The 22,171-nt window shown below is 47.7% G+C and carries 18 protein-coding genes and 1 tRNA gene; 12 read left to right on the top strand and 7 right to left on the bottom strand.

Annotation, left to right across the window (positions count from 1 at the left end):
• Positions 1–67: 67 nt before the first annotated feature.
• Positions 68–739: a succinate dehydrogenase cytochrome b subunit gene (locus tag FEN17_RS11365; RefSeq protein WP_138365484.1), complete on the bottom strand. Its 672-nt coding sequence runs from the start codon at positions 737–739 to the stop codon at positions 68–70.
• Between the two features lie 329 nt (positions 740–1,068).
• Between FEN17_RS11365 and FEN17_RS11360 the strand changes: the two genes are divergently transcribed.
• The 6 genes from FEN17_RS11360 (at position 1,069) to FEN17_RS11335 (ending at position 10,628) form a co-directional block, all read left to right on the top strand.
• Positions 1,069–3,978, top strand: a complete 2,910-nt coding sequence (locus FEN17_RS11360) for a T9SS type B sorting domain-containing protein (protein ID WP_229208778.1) — start codon at positions 1,069–1,071, stop codon at positions 3,976–3,978.
• A 213-nt stretch (positions 3,979–4,191) separates the two neighbouring features.
• Entirely contained in the window at positions 4,192–7,104 is a 2,913-nt protein-coding gene (locus FEN17_RS11355; protein ID WP_229208777.1) for a T9SS type B sorting domain-containing protein, read from the top strand.
• A gap of 101 nt (positions 7,105–7,205) precedes the next feature.
• The gene (fabD, locus tag FEN17_RS11350; RefSeq protein ID WP_138365483.1) at positions 7,206–8,084 is read left to right on the top strand and encodes an ACP S-malonyltransferase; all 879 of its coding nucleotides are present in this window, start codon (positions 7,206–7,208) and stop codon (positions 8,082–8,084) included.
• A gap of 66 nt (positions 8,085–8,150) precedes the next feature.
• Positions 8,151–8,221, top strand: a tRNA-Gln gene (locus FEN17_RS11345).
• 234 nt (positions 8,222–8,455) lie between these two features.
• Complete coding sequence (locus FEN17_RS11340) at positions 8,456–9,061, top strand: TetR/AcrR family transcriptional regulator (protein ID WP_138365482.1); 606 nt, start codon at positions 8,456–8,458, stop codon at positions 9,059–9,061.
• 61 nt (positions 9,062–9,122) lie between these two features.
• Positions 9,123–10,628, top strand: coding sequence for a lipopolysaccharide biosynthesis protein (locus tag FEN17_RS11335; protein WP_138365481.1), 1,506 nt, complete (start codon positions 9,123–9,125; stop codon positions 10,626–10,628).
• A gap of 50 nt (positions 10,629–10,678) precedes the next feature.
• Here FEN17_RS11335 and FEN17_RS11330 read toward each other — a convergent pair whose 3' ends face one another.
• Both FEN17_RS11330 and FEN17_RS11325 read right to left on the bottom strand, forming a co-directional pair.
• Positions 10,679–11,425: an ABC transporter ATP-binding protein gene (locus FEN17_RS11330; protein WP_138365480.1), complete on the bottom strand. Its 747-nt coding sequence runs from the start codon at positions 11,423–11,425 to the stop codon at positions 10,679–10,681.
• A 23-nt stretch (positions 11,426–11,448) separates the two neighbouring features.
• Positions 11,449–12,177 (bottom strand): MlaE family ABC transporter permease, encoded by a 729-nt coding sequence (locus FEN17_RS11325; protein WP_138365479.1) that lies wholly within the window; start codon positions 12,175–12,177, stop codon positions 11,449–11,451.
• Between the two features lie 62 nt (positions 12,178–12,239).
• Between FEN17_RS11325 and FEN17_RS11320 the strand changes: the two genes are divergently transcribed.
• The 3 genes from FEN17_RS11320 (at position 12,240) to FEN17_RS11310 (ending at position 14,703) form a co-directional block, all read left to right on the top strand.
• Positions 12,240–12,950: an SDR family oxidoreductase gene (locus FEN17_RS11320; RefSeq protein WP_138365478.1), complete on the top strand. Its 711-nt coding sequence runs from the start codon at positions 12,240–12,242 to the stop codon at positions 12,948–12,950.
• Positions 12,951–13,024: 74 nt separating this feature from the next.
• On the top strand, positions 13,025–13,933 hold the full coding sequence (locus FEN17_RS11315; RefSeq protein WP_138365477.1) for an ROK family protein: 909 nt from the start codon (positions 13,025–13,027) through the stop codon (positions 13,931–13,933).
• 59 nt (positions 13,934–13,992) lie between these two features.
• A complete protein-coding gene (locus FEN17_RS11310) occupies positions 13,993–14,703 on the top strand; it encodes a glycosyltransferase family 2 protein (protein WP_138365476.1) in 711 nt (236 codons plus the stop codon).
• Positions 14,704–14,721: 18 nt separating this feature from the next.
• Here FEN17_RS11310 and FEN17_RS11305 read toward each other — a convergent pair whose 3' ends face one another.
• The 3 genes from FEN17_RS11305 to murB form a co-directional block, all read right to left on the bottom strand.
• On the bottom strand, positions 14,722–16,722 hold the full coding sequence (locus FEN17_RS11305; RefSeq protein ID WP_138365475.1) for a sialate O-acetylesterase: 2,001 nt from the start codon (positions 16,720–16,722) through the stop codon (positions 14,722–14,724).
• Between the two features lie 72 nt (positions 16,723–16,794).
• On the bottom strand, positions 16,795–18,024 hold the full coding sequence (locus tag FEN17_RS11300) for a hypothetical protein (RefSeq protein WP_138365474.1): 1,230 nt from the start codon (positions 18,022–18,024) through the stop codon (positions 16,795–16,797).
• Between the two features lie 3 nt (positions 18,025–18,027).
• On the bottom strand, positions 18,028–19,044 hold the full coding sequence (gene murB / locus FEN17_RS11295) for a UDP-N-acetylmuramate dehydrogenase (protein ID WP_138365473.1): 1,017 nt from the start codon (positions 19,042–19,044) through the stop codon (positions 18,028–18,030).
• A gap of 111 nt (positions 19,045–19,155) precedes the next feature.
• Between murB and FEN17_RS11290 the strand changes: the two genes are divergently transcribed.
• A complete protein-coding gene (locus tag FEN17_RS11290) occupies positions 19,156–19,722 on the top strand; it encodes an SPOR domain-containing protein (protein WP_229208776.1) in 567 nt (188 codons plus the stop codon).
• A gap of 59 nt (positions 19,723–19,781) precedes the next feature.
• Positions 19,782–20,894: a GDP-mannose 4,6-dehydratase gene (gmd, locus tag FEN17_RS11285; protein WP_138365472.1), complete on the top strand. Its 1,113-nt coding sequence runs from the start codon at positions 19,782–19,784 to the stop codon at positions 20,892–20,894.
• Between the two features lie 66 nt (positions 20,895–20,960).
• Here the strand turns inward: gmd and FEN17_RS11280 are convergent, their stop codons facing one another.
• Positions 20,961–21,428, bottom strand: coding sequence for a thioredoxin family protein (locus tag FEN17_RS11280; protein WP_138365471.1), 468 nt, complete (start codon positions 21,426–21,428; stop codon positions 20,961–20,963).
• A 113-nt stretch (positions 21,429–21,541) separates the two neighbouring features.
• Here FEN17_RS11280 and yihA point away from each other — a divergent pair, with 113 nt between their 5' ends.
• Complete coding sequence (gene yihA, locus FEN17_RS11275) at positions 21,542–22,150, top strand: ribosome biogenesis GTP-binding protein YihA/YsxC (protein WP_138365470.1); 609 nt, start codon at positions 21,542–21,544, stop codon at positions 22,148–22,150.
• The last annotated feature ends 21 nt before the right edge of the window (positions 22,151–22,171 follow it).

Raw genomic sequence — 22,171 nt, 5'->3', positions numbered from 1 at the left:
GTTTTATTTAATCAAAATTTTGAGTGGATAATGTGCCGGATCGGCGTGCTTACCTGTGTTGCCGGGATTACTTTACCCAGCCCAGATAAATAGAAATCGGCATCAGCGCGAACAGGATCGGTACAACGATAGAAAACGCGGTACCTACGAAAGAAATGATGCCATTGTACTTGACGTGGTTCAACCCCAGCGACTGGAATGCGCTTTTGAAACCGTGCAGCAAATGCCAGAAAAGCGAAATGCAGCCGGCAACATAGATCAGTACCACCCAGATATTCTTGAAAATATCCAGCATCATGTCATATAATGGAAGTTCTTCGCCGGTCGTGAACTGGTTTGTCCTGTTAGGAATCCAGAAATGCGCGGTATGGATCACCAGAAAGATCAAAAGCAATGTTCCCAGCAGCCCCATGCTTCTCGAATACCAGGTACTATTGGCCGAAGGATTGTTGACATTGTAGCGGATAGGCCGTGCTTCGTTGTTATTTTTCCATAAAACAAGACCATCGATAATGTGGATCAGAAAGCCCGCAACCAGCCCGATTTCCAAAGTCCGGACGATGGGGTTGGTACCCATAAAATGGCCCCAGTGAGTGAAAGTTTCGCCGCCATCATTATAGAAAATCATGGCATTGATGCTGGCATGAATTACAAGAAAGCTTATTAAAAATAGTCCGGTAAGAGCCATCAGCAGTTTTTTTCCGATTGAACTCGTTAACGTTTGTGAAAACCACGACATAGCAAACACGAATGGTTTTAGTGCAAAAAAAAGAGGTATATTTAGAACGATTCAAAGGTATATCACAAACCTAAGCAAGGCAAAAAAACATGCTCCTTTTTGGCTGAGCCTGCACAATTTATAATCATTATTAAGAATTATTTTAAGCAAAAATAAGGTGCTTATCAGCAGATTCCGGGATTTCGGCGCACAGGGTTTTGATCCGCCACAGATTAACGAAATCGTCACTTTCCCTGCACACATTTTTGTTTAAATTTTTCGTTGAAAATAGTCGGAGGACGGTTACAAGAACCTCTGACCTCTATCTTCTAAGCTTGACCATATTTTCTATGCGATCGTTTTTACGAATAATTTTACTTTCCTGTGTTGCTTTGCTCTGTTTGGGTTTTGAGGCGATGGCCACGCACATTCGCGCCGGGGAAATTACGGCCAGAAGGATTTCGGCCACAACCCTCACCTACGAAATCAAGCTCACCGCCTACTTTGACATTATTAACGGGCCGGGTGCTGCTGATGCGCAAAACACGGTCGAGTTTACCATTGGAAACGTCAATTCGACAGGCACCCCGGTTATTTTGACGGCTCCACGGCAGGAATCCCAACCACCGAATATTGGAAATGGTACTACCCGCAATACCTATATTATTAACTATACTTTTCCGTCCACGGGAGAGTACCGTATTTCATTTGAGGAAGATAAGCGAAACAACAACATTTTGAATATAGGCCCTCCGCCTACTGAACAACTAAACTTCTACGTCAGCACGATCCTGGAAATCAACGCCAGCTTCGGCCAGAACCAGACGCCGGTGCTGCTCAATGCACCCATCGACCTGGCGGCTGTGGGCCAGCGCTATATCCATAACCCTAATGCATTTGATGCCGACGGGGATTCACTCGCTTACCGGTTGTTTACGCCACAAAGAAGCGGTGTCAATGGTGCAGGGATCAATTTACAATATGTTAATCCTAATCAAATTGGCGCGCCGGGCAAGACAGAATCAGGTGCCTCTCCTGCAACTTTTAGCCTGAACCGGCTGACGGGTGATTTGATCTGGGATGCGCCTGTTACCAAAGGTTATTATAATGTTGCTTTCATTGTCGAGGAGTGGCGCGACGGCGTGCTCATCGGGCAGATCGTGCGGGATATGCAGATCATCGTCGAAGATGCCCGAAACGACCGGCCGCTGATGGACCCGTTGAACGACATTTGCGTCGAGGCAGGGACATTGATCAACCAGCCCATCAAAGCCACTGATAAAAATGGCGACAGATTGACCTTGACTTCTACCGGCGGGGTGTACCAGAGTACATTGATCACGCCGGCGCTGGCTACTTTCAATGTGGCCAACCAGGGAGCCCAGAGCCCGGTCACCGGACAGTTTATCTGGCAGACTTCCTGTAACCATATCCGGCAGGAACCTTATGATGTGCTTTTCAAAGTCGAAGATGCCGCTGGGCCGGGCGTGCCAAACCCATCGCTCTTTCGCAAGCTGGCCGATATGACCACACTGAACATCCGGGTGTACGGGCCAAAACCTCTGGGCTTGCGGGCTGTGGCAGCTACCGATCCGGCGGGCGTGGCTTACCGCCTCAACTGGACTTCCTATAAATGCCAGGTGACCGGCGCCAAGATCATTGTCTACCGAAAAGAAGGCTGTACCGATATTTCCGAGGACGTCTGCCAGGAACCGGGCATTCTGCTCCGCGCGGGCTACGAAGAAGTTGGCCGCGTCAATTCCGACCAGACTACTTTCCTGGACAATAATGCAGGTGCTGGTCTGCGGGCCGGTATTTCTTATAGTTACCGTCTTTTGGTTGTTTTTCCAAGACCGGGCACCAATGTCAACGAGCCAGGCAGCTTGATCGGTGGCGGGGAAAGCCTTGCCTCTGATGAATTCTGTCTGAAACTGCCGATGCTGATGCCGGTCATTACCAATGTTACCGTCGATTCCACCAGCGAGGCAAAAGGCGTGATTTCTATCCGCTGGACCAGGCCTGCGGCTTCTGCCGGGCTTCCTGCACAGTACCGGTTGTTCCGGGCAGTGGGCCAGAGTGGCACTGCATTTACACAGATCGCTGCTATTAACACAAATCTGGCTGCTGGCGCCCCAGACACTTTCTTTGTTGACAGAAACCTGAATACTGTTGCAAACCCATACAATTACAAACTCGAATACTGGTACACCCAGGGCGGCAAGCTGGTCAAGTTTGATGAAACCAAAACAGCCAGCAGCGTCCGGCTCGAACAAGGCTCGGCAGACCCAGGAAGTGTCCGTTTGAACTGGTCGGCCCTGGTGCCCTGGGACAACACAGGCCGCACCCACCGGGTGTACCGCGAGGATAAAACCAAGCCCGGCACATTCAACCGCATTGCCGATGTGCCCGTGGAAGGCGCTTCCACATTTACGTTCCTGGATGACGGGGTAGATAGGTATGCAGCGGACGGGACTGTGAACATTACCATTGTGGATGATTCGACTTACTGTTATAAAGTAGAGACGGTCGGGTCTTATAACAACAGCCAGATCCAGCCTTCGGTACTCTTTAACTTCTCGCAGATCCTGTGCGTATCTTCTTCCGATACCACCAAGCCCTGCCCGCCGGTACTGGCGCTCGATCCTTTGAACTGCGATTCTTTGAACGCGCACCCGGATGCATTTTGTGACTTACCTGGTTTTACAAACCATTTGTCCTGGACTTACCCGGCATCGGTCGGCGGGAAAGACTGCGACCCGAATGTGGCTGCTTACAAAGTTTATTACGCCAGATATGAAGACGACCAGCCGGCATTGATCGCTACGGTCACTACCCCGCCTTCGCCGCTGGCCACCAATTACGACCACGAGGGGCTGAAATCTTTTGCCGGCTGCTACTATGTTACGGCCGTCAACCGCTTTGGGGCGGAAAGCGCGCCGAGCAATGTGGTCTGCAAGGATAACTGCCCCATGTTTGTACTGCCCAATGTTTTCACACCAAATGGTGATTTGAAAAACGATGTTTTCCAGCCGTACGAATGCCCTGCTTTTGTGCAGTCGCTGGAATTCAAGGCTTTCAACCGCTGGGGCGCGCAGGTTTTCACCACCAAAGACGTCAACATTAACTGGAACGGAAAAACCAATGCCGGCAAAGACCTGGCAGCCGGCCAATACTATTACGAGGTGACTGTTTACTTTGAATCTTCTAAAAAGGTCAGCGAGCCTACCATCATCAAAGGATGGGTGCAGCTGCTGCGCTAACCCGCCGCCTTTTTTCTTTCGACCGCAAGTATTTCCTTTGTAGCCCCGCCCGTAAAGTGCGGGGCTTTTTTTAGCTATTTTAGATCAAAAATTTACTTTTTGCGATCCGCTGGTAAAACGCACATTTTTATTCTATTTTTTCGTTTCGTTTACACCAGTTACCGGCAATAAACCGGCTTGGCTGCCACGTTTCCTTAGCTCTATCTTGTTCCTATGCTTACTGCTTTACGTACATTCATATTTACATTCTTCCTGGGCTTGCTGCTGATCGGCTACGATGCAATGGCCACGCACATTCGTGCTGGGGAGATCACAGCCCGGAGAATTTCGGCCACCATGCCTACCTACGAAATCAAGCTCACCGCTTACTTTGACATTATCAATGGCCGGGAAGCTGCGATCGGGCAGAATGATGTGACTTTTACCATCGGGAACGTCCAGTCTACGGGTAACCCGGTGATTATGAAAGCGCCGCGCGTGGAAAGAAACCCGCCGGATATCGGTAACAACACGACGCGCAATACCTATATTATTAACTATACATTTCCCTCAACTGGCGAGTACCGTATTTCTTTCGAGGAAGATAACCGGAACAATAACATCCTCAACATTGGTCCGCCACCCACCCAGAACCTGAATTTTTACGTCAGCACGATCCTGGAAATCAACGCCAGCTTCGGCCAGAACCAGACGCCGGTGCTGCTCAATGCACCCATCGACCTGGCGGCTGTCGGCCAGCGCTACATCCATAACCCCAATGCATTTGATGCCGACGGGGATTCACTGGCTTACCGGTTGTTTACGCCACAACGGAGTGGTGTCAATGGTGCAGGGATCAATTTACAATATGTGAACCCCAACCAGATCGGCGCGCCGGGCAAGACAGAGGCAGGCGCCTCTCCGGCAACTTTTAGCCTGAACCGGCTGACGGGGGATTTGATCTGGGATGCGCCAGTCACCAAAGGTTATTATAATGTGGCCTTCATTGTTGAGGAGTGGCGCGACGGCGTGCTCATCGGGCAGATCGTGCGGGATATGCAGATCATCGTCGAAGATGCTCGCAATGACCGGCCGCTGATGGACCCCCTAAACGACATTTGCGTCGAAGCAGGGACATTGATCAACCAGCCCATCAAAGCCACCGATAAAAATGGCGACAGGCTGACCTTGACTTCTACCGGCGGGGTGTACCAGAGTACATTGATCACGCCGGCGCTGGCTACTTTCAATGTGGCCAACCAGGGAGCCCAGAGCCCGGTCACCGGACAGTTTATCTGGCAGACTTCCTGTAACCATATCCGGCAGGAACCTTATGATGTGCTTTTCAAAGTCGAAGATGCCGCTGGGCCGGGCGTGCCAAACCCATCGCTCTTTCGCAAGCTGGCCGATATGACCACACTGAACATCCGGGTGTACGGGCCAAAACCTCTGGGCTTGCGGGCTGTGGCAGCTACCGATCCGGCGGGCGTGGCTTACCGCCTCAACTGGACTTCCTATAAATGCCAGGTGACCGGCGCCAAGATCATTGTCTACCGAAAAGAAGGCTGTACCGATATTTCCGAGGACGTCTGCCAGGAACCGGGCATTCTGCTCCGCGCGGGCTACGAAGAAGTTGGCCGCGTCAATTCCGACCAGACTACTTTCCTGGACAATAATGCAGGTGCTGGTCTGCGGGCCGGTATTTCTTATAGTTACCGTCTTTTGGTTGTTTTTCCAAGACCGGGCACCAATGTCAACGAGCCAGGCAGCTTGATCGGTGGCGGGGAAAGCCTTGCCTCTGATGAATTCTGTCTGAAACTGCCGATGCTGATGCCGGTCATTACCAATGTTACCGTCGATTCCACCAGCGAGGCAAAAGGCGTGATTTCTATCCGCTGGACCAGGCCTGCGGCTTCTGCCGGGCTTCCTGCACAGTACCGGTTGTTCCGGGCAGTGGGCCAGAGTGGCACTGCATTTACACAGATCGCTGCTATTAACACAAATCTGGCTGCTGGCGCCCCAGACACTTTCTTTGTTGACAGAAACCTGAATACTGTTGCAAACCCATACAATTACAAACTCGAATACTGGTACACCCAGGGCGGCAAGCTGGTCAAGTTTGATGAAACCAAAACAGCCAGCAGCGTCCGGCTCGAACAAGGCTCGGCAGACCCAGGAAGTGTCCGTTTGAACTGGTCGGCCCTGGTGCCCTGGGACAACACAGGCCGCACCCACCGGGTGTACCGCGAGGATAAAACCAAGCCCGGCACATTCAACCGCATTGCCGATGTGCCCGTGGAAGGCGCTTCCACATTTACGTTCCTGGATGACGGGGTAGATAGGTATGCAGCGGACGGGACTGTGAACATTACCATTGTGGATGATTCGACTTACTGTTATAAAGTAGAGACGGTCGGGTCTTATAACAACAGCCAGATCCAGCCTTCGGTACTCTTTAACTTCTCGCAGATCCTGTGCGTATCTTCTTCCGATACCACCAAGCCCTGCCCGCCGGTACTGGCGCTCGATCCTTTGAACTGCGATTCTTTGAACGCGCACCCGGATGCATTTTGTGACTTACCTGGTTTTACAAACCATTTGTCCTGGACTTACCCGGCATCGGTCGGCGGGAAAGACTGCGACCCGAATGTGGCTGCTTACAAAGTTTATTACGCCAGATATGAAGACGACCAGCCGGCATTGATCGCTACGGTCACTACCCCGCCTTCGCCGCTGGCCACCAATTACGACCACGAGGGGCTGAAATCTTTTGCCGGCTGCTACTATGTTACGGCCGTCAACCGCTTTGGGGCGGAAAGCGCGCCGAGCAATGTGGTCTGCAAGGATAACTGCCCCATGTTTGTACTGCCCAATGTTTTCACACCAAATGGTGATTTGAAAAACGATGTTTTCCAGCCGTACGAATGCCCTGCTTTTGTGCAGTCGCTGGAATTCAAGGCTTTCAACCGCTGGGGCGCGCAGGTTTTCACCACCAAAGACGTCAACATTAACTGGAACGGAAAAACCAATGCCGGCAAAGACCTGGCAGCCGGCCAATACTATTACGAGGTGACTGTTTACTTTGAATCTTCTAAAAAGGTCAGCGAGCCTACCATCATCAAAGGATGGGTGCAGCTGCTGCGCTAACCCGCCGCCTTTTTTCTTTCGACCGCAAGTATTTCCTTTGTAGCCCCGCCCGTAAAGTGCGGGGCTTTTTTAATTCACTACGAACAAACCTAAAATCGCTTATGAAAAGGGCATATATTTTCCCTGGACAGGGATCGCAATTCAAAGGCATGGGGCTGGATCTGTACCAGTCTTCCGACTCGGCCAAAACACTTTTTGACCAGGCCAATGAAATCCTGGGCTTCGAAATCACAAAAATCATGTTTGAAGGCACCGACGAGGAGCTGAAACAAACCAATGTTACCCAGCCGGCCATCTTCCTGCATTCTGTCATTTTAGCAAAAATCAACACCGACTTCGCACCTAATATGGTAGCCGGACATTCGCTCGGAGAATTCTCTGCACTGGTAGCGGCGGGCGCGCTATCTTTTGAAGACGGCCTTTCATTGGTTGCAAAACGTGCCGACGCCATGCAAAAAGCCTGCGAAATCCGTCCTTCCACGATGGCGGCGATCCTAGGTCTTGCCGACTCAGTCATCGAGGAAGTGTGCGCCGGGATCACAGACGAAATCGTAGTTCCTGCGAATTACAACTGCCCGGGCCAGGTTGTAATATCGGGTACGATCGAAGGCGTAGAAAAAGCTTGCGAGCTGCTGAAAGCTGCGGGCGCAAAAAGAGCCTTGATATTGCCTGTCGGCGGCGCATTTCACTCACCTTTGATGGAACCTGCACGAGAAGAACTGGCTTCCGCCATCCACGCGGCCCAGTTTCAGCCACCGATTTGTTCGGTTTATCAAAATGTAAATGCGAAGCCCGCTACCGAAGTTTCGGTCATCAAAGACAACCTCATCGCACAGCTGACGGCACCTGTAAGATGGACGCAATCCGTTGAGCAGATGGTCTCTGACGGTGCAGATACCTTCATTGAATGCGGTCCGGGCAAGGTTTTACAAGGCCTCGTGAAGAAAATAGCTGGCCAGGTAGCACTGCAAAGCATTTAATTTTTTTCTCCAAAAGCTTGACAACTTAAACCCGTCGCATTACTTTTGCACCACTGTTTACGGTTTTGGCCGATGGTGTAATGGTAACACAGGACATTTTGGTTGTCTTATTCAGGGTTCGAGTCCTTGTCGGCCAACAGTAAAGTAAAGAGCTCATCAAAAGTGAGCTCTTTTTTTGTGCTTTTCTTTTTAAGAATCAGTAAAAATTAACCGATGAATTAGCCATTTTTCTCTCTTAACTGCCCTTTTTCATAGATAAGTGCACTTTTAGGTAACAAAATTCAAAAATAGGTGACTTATACAGTTTTGTTAGTATAAAATTTCCTGATGAAATATTACATTTACCATGTATTAACCTAAACAGCACCCATATGAAAATTGACAAAGTGAAAAAGCGTGATCGTGAACGCACCAAGAGCAAGATACTCAAGGCCGTTGGCGAAGTAATCGAACAACATGGAACAGAAAAAGTTGGCGTAAACCTGATTGCAAGAACAGCAGGCGTAAACAAAGTTCTTATTTACAGGTATTTTGAGAGTGTGGACGGCCTGATGGAACAATATGTGCGGTCAGGAGAGTACACGTCTACGATGGGCACGGATTACATTGATGCGATCCCACCCTTGGCGCCCGACGAAAGAGGCAAGGCGCTGAACAGTTTAATGCTAACTTTCATGCATGACCTCAGAGAGCGCAAAGCCACGCGTGACCTGCTCAGATGGGAAATCGGCACCGGAAAATCCATGTTATCGGACGCCCGCAACCAGGTAGCTTCCCGTATCCTGAGCAAAATCGGCGATTTACCCTACTATAAAGACACCAGTGCACTTGTCACTTTTCTATCCGCCGGGATCTACTACATGGCTATTTCCACGGATTACCGGGAGAAAATGATCGATGTGGACCTGCATTCCGACGAAGGCTGGCAGCGCATCGAGAAGGTCATCGAAAGTATCATTGCAGACGTAAGAGGTTAAAACATTTGCCAAAGAGTCTTCCCGCCATCGGGAGGACTTTTTTTTGTAATTTGCCGGCCTTATGAGTGTTTTAAAAAAACTGGCCAGTGAAACTGCAACTTACGGGATCAGCACCATGCTGGGCCGCTTCCTGAATTACCTCCTCGTCGCATTACACACCGATCTTTTCGAACCAGAGCAAATTGCCGCGCAGGGGCAACTCTTCGCCTACGCCGGTCTTGGCCTCGCACTGTACACATTTGGGATGGAAACCGCATTCTTCCGTTTCGGGCGTGAAGAAAAGGACCGTCAGCAATATTATAATCTTGTCCAAAGCGCAGTCATTATTGTCAGCCTGGTCTGCTCCACGACAATGTTTGTTTTCGCGCAACAAACCGCCGATCTGATCCGATATCCGGATAGTGTTTCTATCGTGCGGATGTTCGCCGTCATCATGGCGACGGATGCCATCGTTTCTATTCCTTTTGCGCGGTTGCGGCTGGAAGGCAGGGGTAAAAAGTTTGTGATCATCCGCGTCGCAAACATTCTCATCAATATTTTCCTGAACCTTTTTTTCCTGCTGGTATGCCGCGATATTGCTGCGGGGAAATATCTGACATTCCTGAAACCGGCGATCGACGTCATCTACAACCCGTTGCACGCGCCGGATTACATTGTGATGGCCAATCTGATCGCTAATGTGGCTTTCTTCTGGATGCTGCGGAAGGAATTTGCCAATTTCCGGTTTGTTTTCAATGCTACTTTGTTCAAGCCCGTCTGGGTTTACGCTTTCCCGATCATGATCATGAACATTGGAGGGGTGCTGAACATGCTTTTCGACCGGGCATTTATCCAGTTTTTGTTACCGCAAAATTTTTATCCGGGCCGGAGCAATGAGGCTGCGATTGGGATTTATGTACAATGTTACAAGCTGTCTATTTTCATGAACCTCGCGATCCAGGCATTTAAATATGCAGCAGAGCCATTTTTCTTTTCAAAAGGAGAAGACAAAAATGCGCCACCAGTTTTCGCGATGGTCACCAAATACTTTATCATTATCTGCGTGCTGATGTGGGTCGGTATTTGTTTAAATCTTGATCTTTTCGCGGCGCTTTTCCTTAAAAAGAAGATTTATCACGAAGGTTTGGTGGTGGTACCCTGGCTGCTGGCAGGATATCTTTTCCTGGGCGTTTATTATAACCTCGCTACCTGGTTCAAACTGACGGATAAAACGCAATATGGTACCTGGCTGACATTAACCGGCGCGGCGATTACGATTACGACGAGTTTTATATTGGTGCCGCAAATTGGTTATCTGGGCTTTGCGATTGCTTTTGCGGCGTCAGGTTTTATTACGCTTTCGCTTTGCTATTATTTTGGGCAAAAATATTATCCGGTGCCCTACGATGTCGCTTCGGCGCTGGGATACATTGGCGGGGGGGCTTTGCTGATTTACGGGTCTTCACTTTTGAAGATTCCTAACTTACTGGTTTCCGTCCCGGTGCATATGGCGCTTTTTACGGCCTTTGCTGGGGTAGCATTTTTTTTGGAGCGGAAGAATGTGCCTTTTTTGAGGCGGAGGGCTTGATTTTTAATGCCACGAATACCCCGCAGCGGCGGCCGCGAATTGGACACGAATCACGGTTCCATTTCTCTTAGGAGCTTATTTGAAAACAGAAATTCTTTCAGTTCCGGCACGTCGGTTTTAATAATGTTGGAATTAACTCCTTCCCAAAGTTTTGCTCCCTGATATAAGAACATAATGTTCTGGCCAATTTCCATTACGGAGTTCATATCATGCGTGATAATGATCGTTGTGATTTCGTATTCCTGTGTGATTTCCTTGATCAGCTCATCGATTTTGACCGAAGTAAGTGGGTCAAGACCGGAGTTGGGTTCGTCGCAGAAAAGGTATTTGGGGTTCATGACGATGGCCCGGGCGATCCCTACGCGTTTTTTCATCCCGCCGCTGATTTCCGAGGGCATTCTCTTGGCGGCAGCATCCAATCCCACTCTTTGGAGACAAAAATTTACTCGCTCCTGCTTTTCCTGCATGCTTTGATCGGTCAGCATATCCAGTGGAAACCGAACGTTTTCTTCTACTGTTTTAGAATCGAATAATGCGCCGCCCTGGAAAAGAACGCCCATTTCTCGTCTTATCGATTGCTGCGTTTCTTTGTCACCGTTATAAAAATCCCGGTCATTGTACAGCACGCTGCCTTTGTCCGGCGTCACCAGCCCGATCATACATTTCAGCAAAACACTTTTACCCGTCCCGCTGCCCCCGATGATTAGGTTGGTTTCCCCTTTTTTAAATTCGGCCGTAATGCCTTTCAGTACCTCTTTGCCGTTAAAAGCCTTGGTAATGTTGCTTATCTGAATCATGTTTCAATAACAAAGAGGGAATGTTACAAAAGCAGCTGAGCCAGCAGGTAGTCTGCAATCAATACTGATATACAGCTGTTTGTCACTGCACCCGTGCTCGACTTACCTACTTCCAGTGCGCCGCCTTCTGTAAAGAATCCTTTAAATGATGATATAGTTGCGATCAGAAACCCGAAAACAAAAGGTTTGACACACATAAAAAAGATGTTGTAAGGCACAAAAGAATCCCGGATCCCGTACAAATAATCGCGCTGGGTAATTACGCCGGTTAATGTTCCGGCCAGATAACCACCTGTAATGCCAAGAAATGCCGCGAAGATGACTAGCATCGGGAATGTCAGCATAGCCGCGATGACTTTTGGAAGGACCAGATACGAAGAAGAATTGATCCCCATCACTTCCAGCGCATCAATTTGCTCGGTGATCCGCATGGTACCCAGCTCGCTGGCAATATTGGAACCTACTTTACCGGCCAAAACAATGCACGTAATGGTTGGCGCGAGTTCCAGAATTTCCATATCCCGCACAATTAGTGCCACGGTAGAAATGGGAATGATTGGACTAACAAGGTTATAAGCCGTCTGGATGCAGGATACCGCGCCGATAAACGTGGAAACAATCGCAACAATAAATATTGAACTTACGCCGATCCCCACACATTCTTCCATGAGCCTCCGCCAGTAAACCGAAAGCTTCTCCCCTTTTGAAAACAATGTCCCTAAAAAAATAAAGTATTTCCCGATTACAGACATGATATTCTAATTGTATTCAATATTTTCGGGGAAATTAGGCAAAAAAAGAAGCAATCAGAAAAATGAATCCACTTGCGGTGATTACCGGCGGGACAAAGGGAATAGGCAGGGCCGCGATCGAAAGATTTTTAACCGGTGGTTTCGATATCATTACCTGCGCGAGAAATCTGGACGACCTGAAAGCGTTAAAAGCAGAATACCAGGAGCGTTTCCCGGATTCGCATATACATTACTTCCAGGCCGATTTGTCTGTCAGAGACGAGCTCGACGAATTTGTAAAATTTATCCACTCCCTAAACCAGCCGGTAGAGGTACTTATTAATAACACCGGCGTATTTATTCCTGGGCAAATCCACAACGAGGCCGAAGGCACGCTGGAAAAGACGATGGAAACTAACCTGTACAGCGCCTATCATCTGACGAGGGGACTGGTTCCTGGCATGATGGAGAAAAAGAAGGGGCATATCTTTACGATTTGTTCCACCGCGAGCATTATCGCTTATCCGAACGGAGGCTCTTACTGCATTTCAAAGTTTGCTTTATATGGTATGACGAAGGTGCTGCGGGAAGAAATGAAACCGCATAATGTTCGGGTTACTGCCATTCTTCCAGGTGCTACATTAACCGATAGCTGGAAAGGTGTCGATTTGCCGGAAGAAAGATTTATCGGCGCCGATGACATTGCGGAGACGATCTGGTCGGCATTTACGCTTTCAGCGCGGGCAGTTGTGGAAGAGATTCTGGTGCGGCCGCAGCTGGGTGATTTGAATTGATTTGGTAAATCATCTGGCAATTTTACTAAATTGCGACATTTTTAAAATTATTTATTAAACCCATATTTCAATTCATGGAACAATACCTCGGTATAGACGTGGGCGGTACTAACGTAAAAATGGGGATCGTTGACGCTACGGATGGACGGATTTCAAATTTTTATAGTCACGATACCGCCAGCTGGCGTAATTCAGGCCATTTTATAGATCGACTAGGAGACGCAATTGCATTGCAGCTGGTTGAATATCCCGAGGTAAAAAGAGTTGGAATTGGCGTTCCGGGGCTGACCACCAGAGACCGGACTACCCTGATCGAAATCACAGCAATCCCCGAAATCGACGGCATTGCGATTGTTCCCGACCTGAAAGCAAGATTTCCTAACCACGATTTTTATTTGGAAAATGACGCTAATGCTGCGGCATTGGGCGAATACTATTTCGGCGAAGACAAGCTACCGGAGGATTACATTTTTGTAACGTTGGGTACCGGCATCGGCGGCGCGGCGATTATCGATAAAAAGGTATTCAAAGGCGGCGGCGGAAATGCGATGGAACCCGGGCACGTACCCTCCAAAAACGGCAAGGTGCTCGAACGCAACATTGGCAAAAAGGAATTGCTTGACCTGGCAAATTCCATGAGAGCAGCTTATACCGGCCAAACACAACTACCATCCGACGGAACAATTTCAACGACTGGCCTTGTAGCAGCTGCTGCAGGCGGTGACGAGCTGGCCAAACAGGTTTTTTACGAAATGGGCTACCTGCTCGGTGAAGGTCTGGTTTCCATGATCCGTATCCTCGACATTACTACGATCCTGATCGGCGGCGGTATCTCCGCTTCCTTCGAATACATTCTGCCTGCTATCAACGATCGTTTCAAATATTGGCTCACGCCTTACTATCTGAAAACGATCACCATCAAGCGTGCGACATTGGCAAATGATGCCGGTTTGCTGGGTGCAGCGTCATTATGTTTTGATTAACATTACAACTGTCACGTTGAGAATTACATCAACACACTTTCCACCTTCTAACTTTTTTGATGAAATTATCAGTAATTGTTCCTGCTTATAACGAAGAAAAGACAATCTGGAAAGTACTGGATAAGCTTAAATCTGTTGAACTGATTGGCGGCTTCCAAAAAGAGATAGTGATTGTTAACGATTGTTCAGCCGATAATACGGAAGGAGTTGCAAAGCGGTTTATTGAGGAAAATCCCCAGATCTCGATCACCTACTTCCGTCACGAATTTAACCAGGGAAAAGGGGCCGCGTTACATACCGGTATCCGGAGGGCTTCTGGGGATTACATTATTGTTCAGGATGCCGATCTTGAATATGATCCCCAGGAGTTCAACATTCTCTTAAAACCAGTCATTGAAGGTTATGCCGATGTGGTATATGGCTCCCGCTTTATGGGTGGGAGACCACACCGCATCCTGTTCTTCTGGCATACCATCGGGAATAAATTCCTGACATTCCTCAGCAACATGTTTACCAACCTCAACCTGACGGATATGGAAACATGCTACAAACTTTTCCGGGCCGATTTGCTCAAAGGCTTGGTACTCAAAGAAAACCGCTTTGGTTTTGAGCCCGAAGTCACCGCCAAAATTTCTAAAATCCCCAAAATCCGCATTTACGAAGTAGGTGTTTCCTACTACGGCCGCACTTACGACGAGGGCAAGAAGATCAACTGGAAAGACGGTTTCCGGGCATTGTATTGCATTGTGCGCTACGGCCTCGGAAGTTGATTCCTCACTAGGCAGAGATTATTTTTTCAGGATTTTACGAGACACTACCGAGCCGTCGGGCTTCGTGAGCGAAAGAATGTAAGCGCCTGCTGGAAGCACACTTACCTGCCATTTAAACTCTCTGTGCGCTTCGAGCTCAGTGGTTTTTAGTTTTTGTCCGGCAATGTTTTGCAGATTCAATGTGCCGGTCGTGGCATTCTTAAATTCAATGCTGATCTCATCGGCCACCGGGTTAGGATAAACATTCCAGAAAAGATCTTGTGTGCGGGGTTCCACTGCCAGCAGCGGCGACGTTTTAATGCTCACCGTTTTCGGCTCCGACTGCGATCTGCTGCTGAATGCCTGCACGCGATAGGTGTAAGTAGTCGCTGGAGAAACATCTTTGTCTTCGTAAGTCAATGCTTTGCTGTCGGTGGTTTTTATTGGTTTAAAATCCGCATCGCCTTCCGCTTTTCTTTCTAAGGTAAAAGTCTCCGCGCCGGTCGATTCCCAGGAAACAATTACCGTCGCCATATTCGATTCCTTGGCTTCCAAAGTCTTGAATGTCAGAAGATCACCGATGAGCACATCCTGAAACGAAAATGCGGGCAAACCTTTTTCGTTTTTAAGGAACGGACCGTAATATACACTCACCTTTTCGCCTTTGTAACTCGGCAAGTAAGTCAACGTTTTAGGCGTCGCGCCAGGTGACAATTTCAGTGTCAGCACGTTACCCTGGACGGTCCATGAAGCAATAGCGGCAGGTTTGGTTTCGTCGCCGTCGAAGAAGAAAACTTCTTTTAAACCTTTAAGAAACTTGGTTCCGGCTACATCTGAAAGCAAGGTATCTTTTGGCCAAACCAGCTTTTGCCCGGGCTCAAAAAAAAGGGTTAGCTCATCTTTTTTCTCAGAGCTGTAAAAAACTTTTTGAAGATCGGGGCAGGCGACATTACTCGTATCCGTTGATCCGTAATACATGGGATCTATAAAATGAAACAGCCTGCGGCCAAGCTCCTGATAACCCGTTAAATTATAGTGTATCCCATCAAATCCAGGCAGATCCGACGCACTGAAATGCTCTGTTTTTGGATAAACATACTTGGTCTTGCGCTGAAATTCCCGGATTTGTCCGGCCAAATAGTACGGACCGAATAAGACCGGAATTTGCAGGACAATGAATTTCTCAACCTGCGGGTAATCGGTTTGCCAGTAGCCGAAAAGCTTGTCGTACTGCTTTCCATAATCGGGAATATTTTCGATGGCATCCTGCTCGCCCTGGTACCAGAAAAACGCCCGGATCCGCTTTGCCTTCGCTGCCCTGATACGCCCATATAAAAGGCCGTACAAGGTAGGTGTATCCGGAAATGATGCATCACGTTCCAGATGCTGGCTGATACGCGACCCCGGCAACGCACCATTGATCACGCACGTAGGAATACCATGATTTTCAAGGATATACCGTTGCAATTCAATGCCCCAGGCGCCGGTATAAGGCCAGGACCAGGAAGACATGATCCACAGCGAATCGCCCGGTTGGATCTCCGGGTTACCGTCGGGAATCCGCGCGACGGTGCGTGCGTATTTGCTTGAAAATGAACCATATTGGATCGCGGATGCATTGGATTGGCCGCTGATCACGTAAAAATCACCGGCAACTACATCAATCCGCTTCACGATCATAGAAGAATCCGTGCCTTTTACCGCATAAACTTCAAAATCATAGTCAGCCATTTCCGCCTTAATTTTTGGTTTCAGGCTAAAATTGGCCGTCGTTTTCCCGGCGTAGTCGAGTACCGATTTATTGTAGCTGTAACGCTCTTTGTTGCGGTAAGTCACCACCGACACATGCTCCCAACCCGTGGCATCAATGTATCCCGTAATAGGTATCTCGGCAGTATTGTCATCTTCCCGGGCGTACAACTGCATATCTCGCGGCAATGCATTGAAAACCAGCGAATAAAATCGCTGACCATACCCCTCATTTGATAACCCGACAAAAATCAGGAGCAGAAAAAGAATGTTTTTATTCGTAAAGTTCATCTCATTCAAAAGCGATTATTTGATCCATTGAACACATTTCCAACCACCGGAATCCGTATAAAGATATTGGTATTATTTTGTATTTCCTGCCAATGTAATTTCCTGCTGCTCCGCAGAAAATCGCCAGTGATTTTCAAACATTGTGAGAAACCAGAGGCACATGATCAGCGGAAGCGAATATTTATCCCATGACAATTGCGCCTTCCCAAGCAGCAGAATGTTCACTAGTACCATCCAGCTTGCTAGGTTGAGCGGCGGCGCAAAAAACCGCATCAATGTTACCAGCATCAATAATCCAAAAACGATTTGCTTGATAAATCCGCTGATCCCGATCGTCATCAAAAGCTGATCGATATAGCCGAGGTAAGGCCAGGTAAAATAGGGGTTATAAGCTTGTTTTGCGGGAAAAAAGATAATCAGCACCATGACCAGCGCCAACATTAAACCAAAATACAGCGGATATTTTCTGGGAAAACTGATCAGATATCTAAGCTTTCCCGTAGAAAGCATTTCGGGGATCACATAATATACTGCCACCACCACCGACGAATAAATGAGGAAGCCAAAATTATACTGGACAAGCTTATCCGAATTATAATGCTGCTCGGCCATCACCGGCGCAGGCGCTGGGCCATGCCAAAGTAAAACCCAGGGAACAATGCTCAGCGTCGCTGCAGCATAAAATAGCCAGGTGCGGTTGGTGAAAATCCGGCTGAAAAATGTAGAAATGCTGCCGGATTCTTTTAGAATGTTAATGATCTCAAAAGCGACCACCGCCACCGGGAACGCCAGCATATATTGCCGGCAACATATTGCGCCGACGAAACATAACATGCCTACCCAATGTGCCTTTCGGACGTAGCCGATCACCCCGGCTAGGGTGAAAATCATGGCGAAAATGTCGGTGTAGTAATAGACGCTGACGAGGTAATAGTTAGGAAAAATCATCAAACCGGCCAGGCAAAGCCAGAAACGGCGCGAATTGGCGGGACTGTTCCAGATAAAAAGCATGAGCAAACCAAAGCTCGTGATAAATGTCAGTAACCTCAGAAATTGAATGTTATCGCCAAAAATCTTTACCACCCAGCCTCCCAGAATAAAAGGGATCGGCGTGTTCAGTTCGTTGTAGCTTTTTAGTAAATCGAGCGAAGGAAGCGGCTCTTTGCTGAAAAATACGGCAGTAGGCAGGTAGTGAAATTCGTCTTGGTAAAGACCCACCGTAAATCTTTCTTTCAGAAAAAAAATGAGGATAAATAACCCGAGGACAAAAAGAGAGGTGTATAGTTTTTTCTGATGCGTCATATTTTAAATGAAATTAACCTCCGTCGTCAGACGGATACCAAACTGGTTTTCAACAGATTCCTGAATTTTTTCTGAAAGTAATTTAACCGCATTACCGGTCCCGCCTCCATAATTGACCAGCACCAGCGCCTGTTTTTCGTGTACGCCAATGTTGCCTTCACGGTAACCTTTCCAGCCTGCTTTTTCGATCAACCAGCCTGCCGGGACTTTTACTTTTCCCGGTCCGGCCGGGTAGCCGGGCAGCTGTGCATATTTTTCTCGCAGCGCATTAAATTGATCCTCAGGTATTTCCGGATTTTTAAAAAAACTTCCGGCATTGCCGATCACCGCCGGGTCTGGTAGCTTGCTGCGGCGGATCGAAATGATTACGTCGCTGACGTCCCGGATCGTAGGATCGGTAACATTTTTTTCCTGCAAAGTTTTCTGCACATCCCCGTAGCCGACATTCAAAACCGGTTTTTTATTTAAAATAAAAGTAACCCCGGTAATCACATATTTTCCCTTCGCCTCTTTCTTGAATATACTCTCCCGATAACCAAACTGACATTCCGTATTTGTGAAGATTTTCGGCTCACCCGTTTGAATGTCAACCACTTCCACCGATTCGATCACATCTTTGACTTCCACGCCATAGGCACCGATATTCTGCATCGGCGCTGCCCCGATCGTCCCCGGTATCAGCGACAGATTTTCGACGCCGCCGTAATTATTTTCAACACAATACATCACGAACGCATGCCAATTTTCGCCTGCGCCCACTTTGAGCCAAACCGACGATTCGTCTTCTTTTATTTTTTCAATGCCACGAATTGCGGGATGAATCACCAGCGCGTCGATGTCTTTTGTAAACAAAACATTGCTGCCGCCGCCTAGTATGAATTTTGTGATATGCTTCCAGGAAGGGTCCAAAAGTATTTCCGTCAATTCCTCCGCGGATTTTACACCGACAAAGTATTGTGCAATTGCGTCAAATCCGAAAGTGTTGAAATCCCGAAGCGAAAAATTCGTTTGAATTTGCATTGAAAGTTTGGATATGGACGGTAAAGTTAGGTATTACATTCAAAATTAAGTGGTATGGTGATTCATCCAATTTTGTTTAAGTTTGTGGGTTCAGTTATAACTGTCCTGGATATGACGCTGAAAAAGAAACATTTGTGGACGCTGCTTCTTGGAATAATTATCATTTCCGGTTGTAGTAAAAAGTCAGTGGTCAGCTCGTCCGGTTCAGATTACAAGGAGGATTTGTCTGCTGTGCGTCCCCGGTTTGAGTATGTTGAGCCTGCCGTGGATAAGCCTAAGGCGGTAACAACACCCAAAACCAACCCAACCCCGAACACAGCTGCCGACAAGCCACTGTACGTTAATAAAAAGCTCGACACGGTGCTCGATACATTGGCAAAGCACAATAAATCGATCCGTTTTATCAATGGTTTCAGAATTCAGATATATGTAGGGAATGTAAGGCAGGAAGCCGACGGCGCAAAGTCGTACATTTACCAGGCTTTTCCGGACCTTAACCCTTATGTATCTTATACCCAGCCTACTTACCGTGTAAAAGTCGGCGATTTTATGTACCGGGGCGATGCGGAACAATACCTGGAACTGATCCGCGAGCAGTATTCCTCGGCGGTAATCCTGGCAGACCGGGTCGATATTAAAAGGAGCCTGATGGTAAGTCCGGTTTCTGACAACAATTAATTAAAATCTTTTTTAAACCGGATAATCACTTATCCACATATACATACTGCCAACTTATAATGAAAAAAGCCCTAATTACCGGTATCACCGGACAAGACGGTTCGTATCTGGCCGAACTCCTCCTCAGCAAAGGTTACGAAGTGCATGGTATCAAACGCCGCAGCTCACTTTTCAACACCCAAAGAATTGACCACATTTACGAAGATCCGCACGAAAAAAATGTGCGTTTCCATCTACATTATGGCGATCTGAGCGATTCGGCCAACATTATCCGCATTGTTCAGGAAGTTCAGCCTGACGAAATATATAACCTGGGTGCGATGTCGCACGTGCAGGTGAGCTTTGAAGAACCTGAGTACACAGCCAATGTGGACGGAATCGGCACCTTACGGGTTCTGGAAGCGGTAAGGCTTTTGGGTTTGACTAAAAAAACGAAAATATACCAGGCTTCCACTTCGGAATTGTACGGTCTGGTGCAGGAAGTACCTCAGTCTGAGCGCACACCATTTTACCCGCGCTCTCCGTATGCAGTAGCCAAATTGTACGGATACTGGATCACAGTTAATTACCGCGAGGCTTATGATATGTTTGCGGTGAACGGAATTTTGTTCAACCACGAATCTCCGCTGAGAGGTGAAACATTTGTAACCCGTAAAATCACCCGTGCAGTTGCCAGGATCGCTTTGGGCTTGCAGGATAAGGTTTATCTTGGAAACCTGGATGCACAGCGCGACTGGGGCCACGCCAAAGATTTTGTCGAGGCAATGTGGCTTATTTTGCAGCAGGAAGTGCCAGAAGATTTCGTGATCGCGACGGGTATCACCACCCGCATCCGTGAATTTGTGAGAATGGCATTTGCAGAAGTGGGTATCACGGTTGAATTCTCCGGAGAAGGTGTGGATGAAGTGGCAAAAGTAGCTGCCTGCGCTAATTCTGAGTTCCAGATCGAAATTGGTAAAGAAGTAGTAGCCGTAGATCCACGTTATTTCCGCCCGACGGAAGTAGAATTACTGATCGGTGATCCTTCCAAATCCATCGAAAAATTGGGCTGGAAACCTAAATATGATTTGAAAGCCCTTGTAAATGATATGGTTCAGGCAGATTTGACATTGTTCAAAAAAGACCGTCTTCTGGAAAGCAGCGGTCACCGCGTACCAAATTATTACGAATAAGATTCAGTGTAAAAAGAAGAAGCCCGGCAGATATCTGTCGGGCTTCTTCTTTTGTATGGTTTCTGATTAAATCGCGCCAGGTCCGCTTTTGATGGATTTGGCCACTTTGATCAGATCCTCAGGTTTTTGATAACCCAATAAAGTTTTCACTACCTTTCCTTTTTCATTGATAAAAAACAAGGTCGGATAACCTTCCAGCGGGTATTTGGCTGCCAGCGCAGGACCTTCGCCGCTTTCCATATCAAACTTCACATTGATAAACTTATCATTGAAAGCCGCAGCGACGTCATCACGGGTAAAAACGTTTTTCTGCAACAATTTACAAGGCCCGCACCAGGTGGTATACGCATCAAAGAAAATGATTTTTTTCTCTTCTTTTGCCTTTTTCAAAATGGACGCCCAGGAAGCTTCGGTAAACTGAATGCCTTTTTCTGCCGCCTTAACCTCTTTTTTGTGATCGTCTTTCGCTTGTGCAACTGAAAAGGTCAAAGCAAACATTGCGACCAGAAAACCTAAATTTCTCAGACTCTTCATTCTTTTTTAAGTTTTATTGAAATGATTAGTATAAACGAAAATACGCGCTTGTTTTATTTTATCCTATTTGTTTCAAAAAGGTAACTTTGCACCTCAACAACCATTTGAAAATCATGAAAGTTCAGGACGCGAAGTATGTGATGAGCAATTCCGATTACCAGAAATGCCCGGAGCCTGTTTTGCCAGAATATGCTTTCATCGGACGCTCAAATGTGGGTAAGTCTTCACTGATCAACATGTTGACCGGGAAAAAAGCATTGGCCAAAACTTCCCAGCAACCAGGAAAAACGCAGCTGATCAACCATTTTATCATTAATGACCTCTGGTACCTGGTGGATTTGCCGGGTTATGGTTATGCCAAAGTGAGCAAGACCGAGCGGGAGAAGTGGGAAAAAATGATCCACGATTACCTCTACAACCGCGAAAACCTCATCTGCACATTTGTGTTGGTGGACGTCCGGCATAGCGCTCTTGCAGTTGATTTAGACTTCATGTCGGCGCTGGGCGAGGCGGGCATTCCGTTTCACATTATTTTCACTAAAGCTGATAAACTCAAACCCGGGCAAGTGGCGAACCAGGTAGAAGCCTACAAAAATAAGTTGCTGGAATTATGGGAAGAAGTACCGCCGATGTTTGTGACTTCCGCGGAGAAAAACGAAGGTTCGGAAGCAATTTTAAAAACAATAGAAACTTATAACCAGTCGTTTGAGAGTACAAAGTAAGCCGCGGGTTGTTTAAGGGCT

This window comes from Dyadobacter luticola, from assembly GCF_005860805.1.
Taxonomy (GTDB): domain Bacteria; phylum Bacteroidota; class Bacteroidia; order Cytophagales; family Spirosomataceae; genus Dyadobacter; species Dyadobacter luticola.
Note: the sequence above shows the minus strand (reverse complement) of the source record. Positions and strands in the feature narration are given on the sequence as shown.

Bases quoted from the DNA above. Each gene is read 5' to 3' on its own strand.
- FEN17_RS11365 (WP_138365484.1), bottom strand. From the start codon at position 739: ATGTCGTGGTTTTCACAAACGTTAACGAGTTCAATCGGAAAAAAACTG.
- FEN17_RS11360 (WP_229208778.1), top strand. From the start codon at position 1,069: ATGCGATCGTTTTTACGAATAATTTTACTTTCCTGTGTTGCTTTGCTC.
- FEN17_RS11355 (WP_229208777.1), top strand. From the start codon at position 4,192: ATGCTTACTGCTTTACGTACATTCATATTTACATTCTTCCTGGGCTTG.
- fabD (WP_138365483.1), top strand. From the start codon at position 7,206: ATGAAAAGGGCATATATTTTCCCTGGACAGGGATCGCAATTCAAAGGC.
- FEN17_RS11340 (WP_138365482.1), top strand. From the start codon at position 8,456: ATGAAAATTGACAAAGTGAAAAAGCGTGATCGTGAACGCACCAAGAGC.
- FEN17_RS11335 (WP_138365481.1), top strand. From the start codon at position 9,123: ATGAGTGTTTTAAAAAAACTGGCCAGTGAAACTGCAACTTACGGGATC.
- FEN17_RS11330 (WP_138365480.1), bottom strand. From the start codon at position 11,425: ATGATTCAGATAAGCAACATTACCAAGGCTTTTAACGGCAAAGAGGTA.
- FEN17_RS11325 (WP_138365479.1), bottom strand. From the start codon at position 12,177: ATGTCTGTAATCGGGAAATACTTTATTTTTTTAGGGACATTGTTTTCA.
- FEN17_RS11320 (WP_138365478.1), top strand. From the start codon at position 12,240: ATGAATCCACTTGCGGTGATTACCGGCGGGACAAAGGGAATAGGCAGG.
- FEN17_RS11315 (WP_138365477.1), top strand. From the start codon at position 13,025: ATGGAACAATACCTCGGTATAGACGTGGGCGGTACTAACGTAAAAATG.
- FEN17_RS11310 (WP_138365476.1), top strand. From the start codon at position 13,993: ATGAAATTATCAGTAATTGTTCCTGCTTATAACGAAGAAAAGACAATC.
- FEN17_RS11305 (WP_138365475.1), bottom strand. From the start codon at position 16,722: ATGAACTTTACGAATAAAAACATTCTTTTTCTGCTCCTGATTTTTGTC.
- FEN17_RS11300 (WP_138365474.1), bottom strand. From the start codon at position 18,024: ATGACGCATCAGAAAAAACTATACACCTCTCTTTTTGTCCTCGGGTTA.
- murB (WP_138365473.1), bottom strand. From the start codon at position 19,044: ATGCAAATTCAAACGAATTTTTCGCTTCGGGATTTCAACACTTTCGGA.
- FEN17_RS11290 (WP_229208776.1), top strand. From the start codon at position 19,156: ATGACGCTGAAAAAGAAACATTTGTGGACGCTGCTTCTTGGAATAATT.
- gmd (WP_138365472.1), top strand. From the start codon at position 19,782: ATGAAAAAAGCCCTAATTACCGGTATCACCGGACAAGACGGTTCGTAT.
- FEN17_RS11280 (WP_138365471.1), bottom strand. From the start codon at position 21,428: ATGAAGAGTCTGAGAAATTTAGGTTTTCTGGTCGCAATGTTTGCTTTG.
- yihA (WP_138365470.1), top strand. From the start codon at position 21,542: ATGAAAGTTCAGGACGCGAAGTATGTGATGAGCAATTCCGATTACCAG.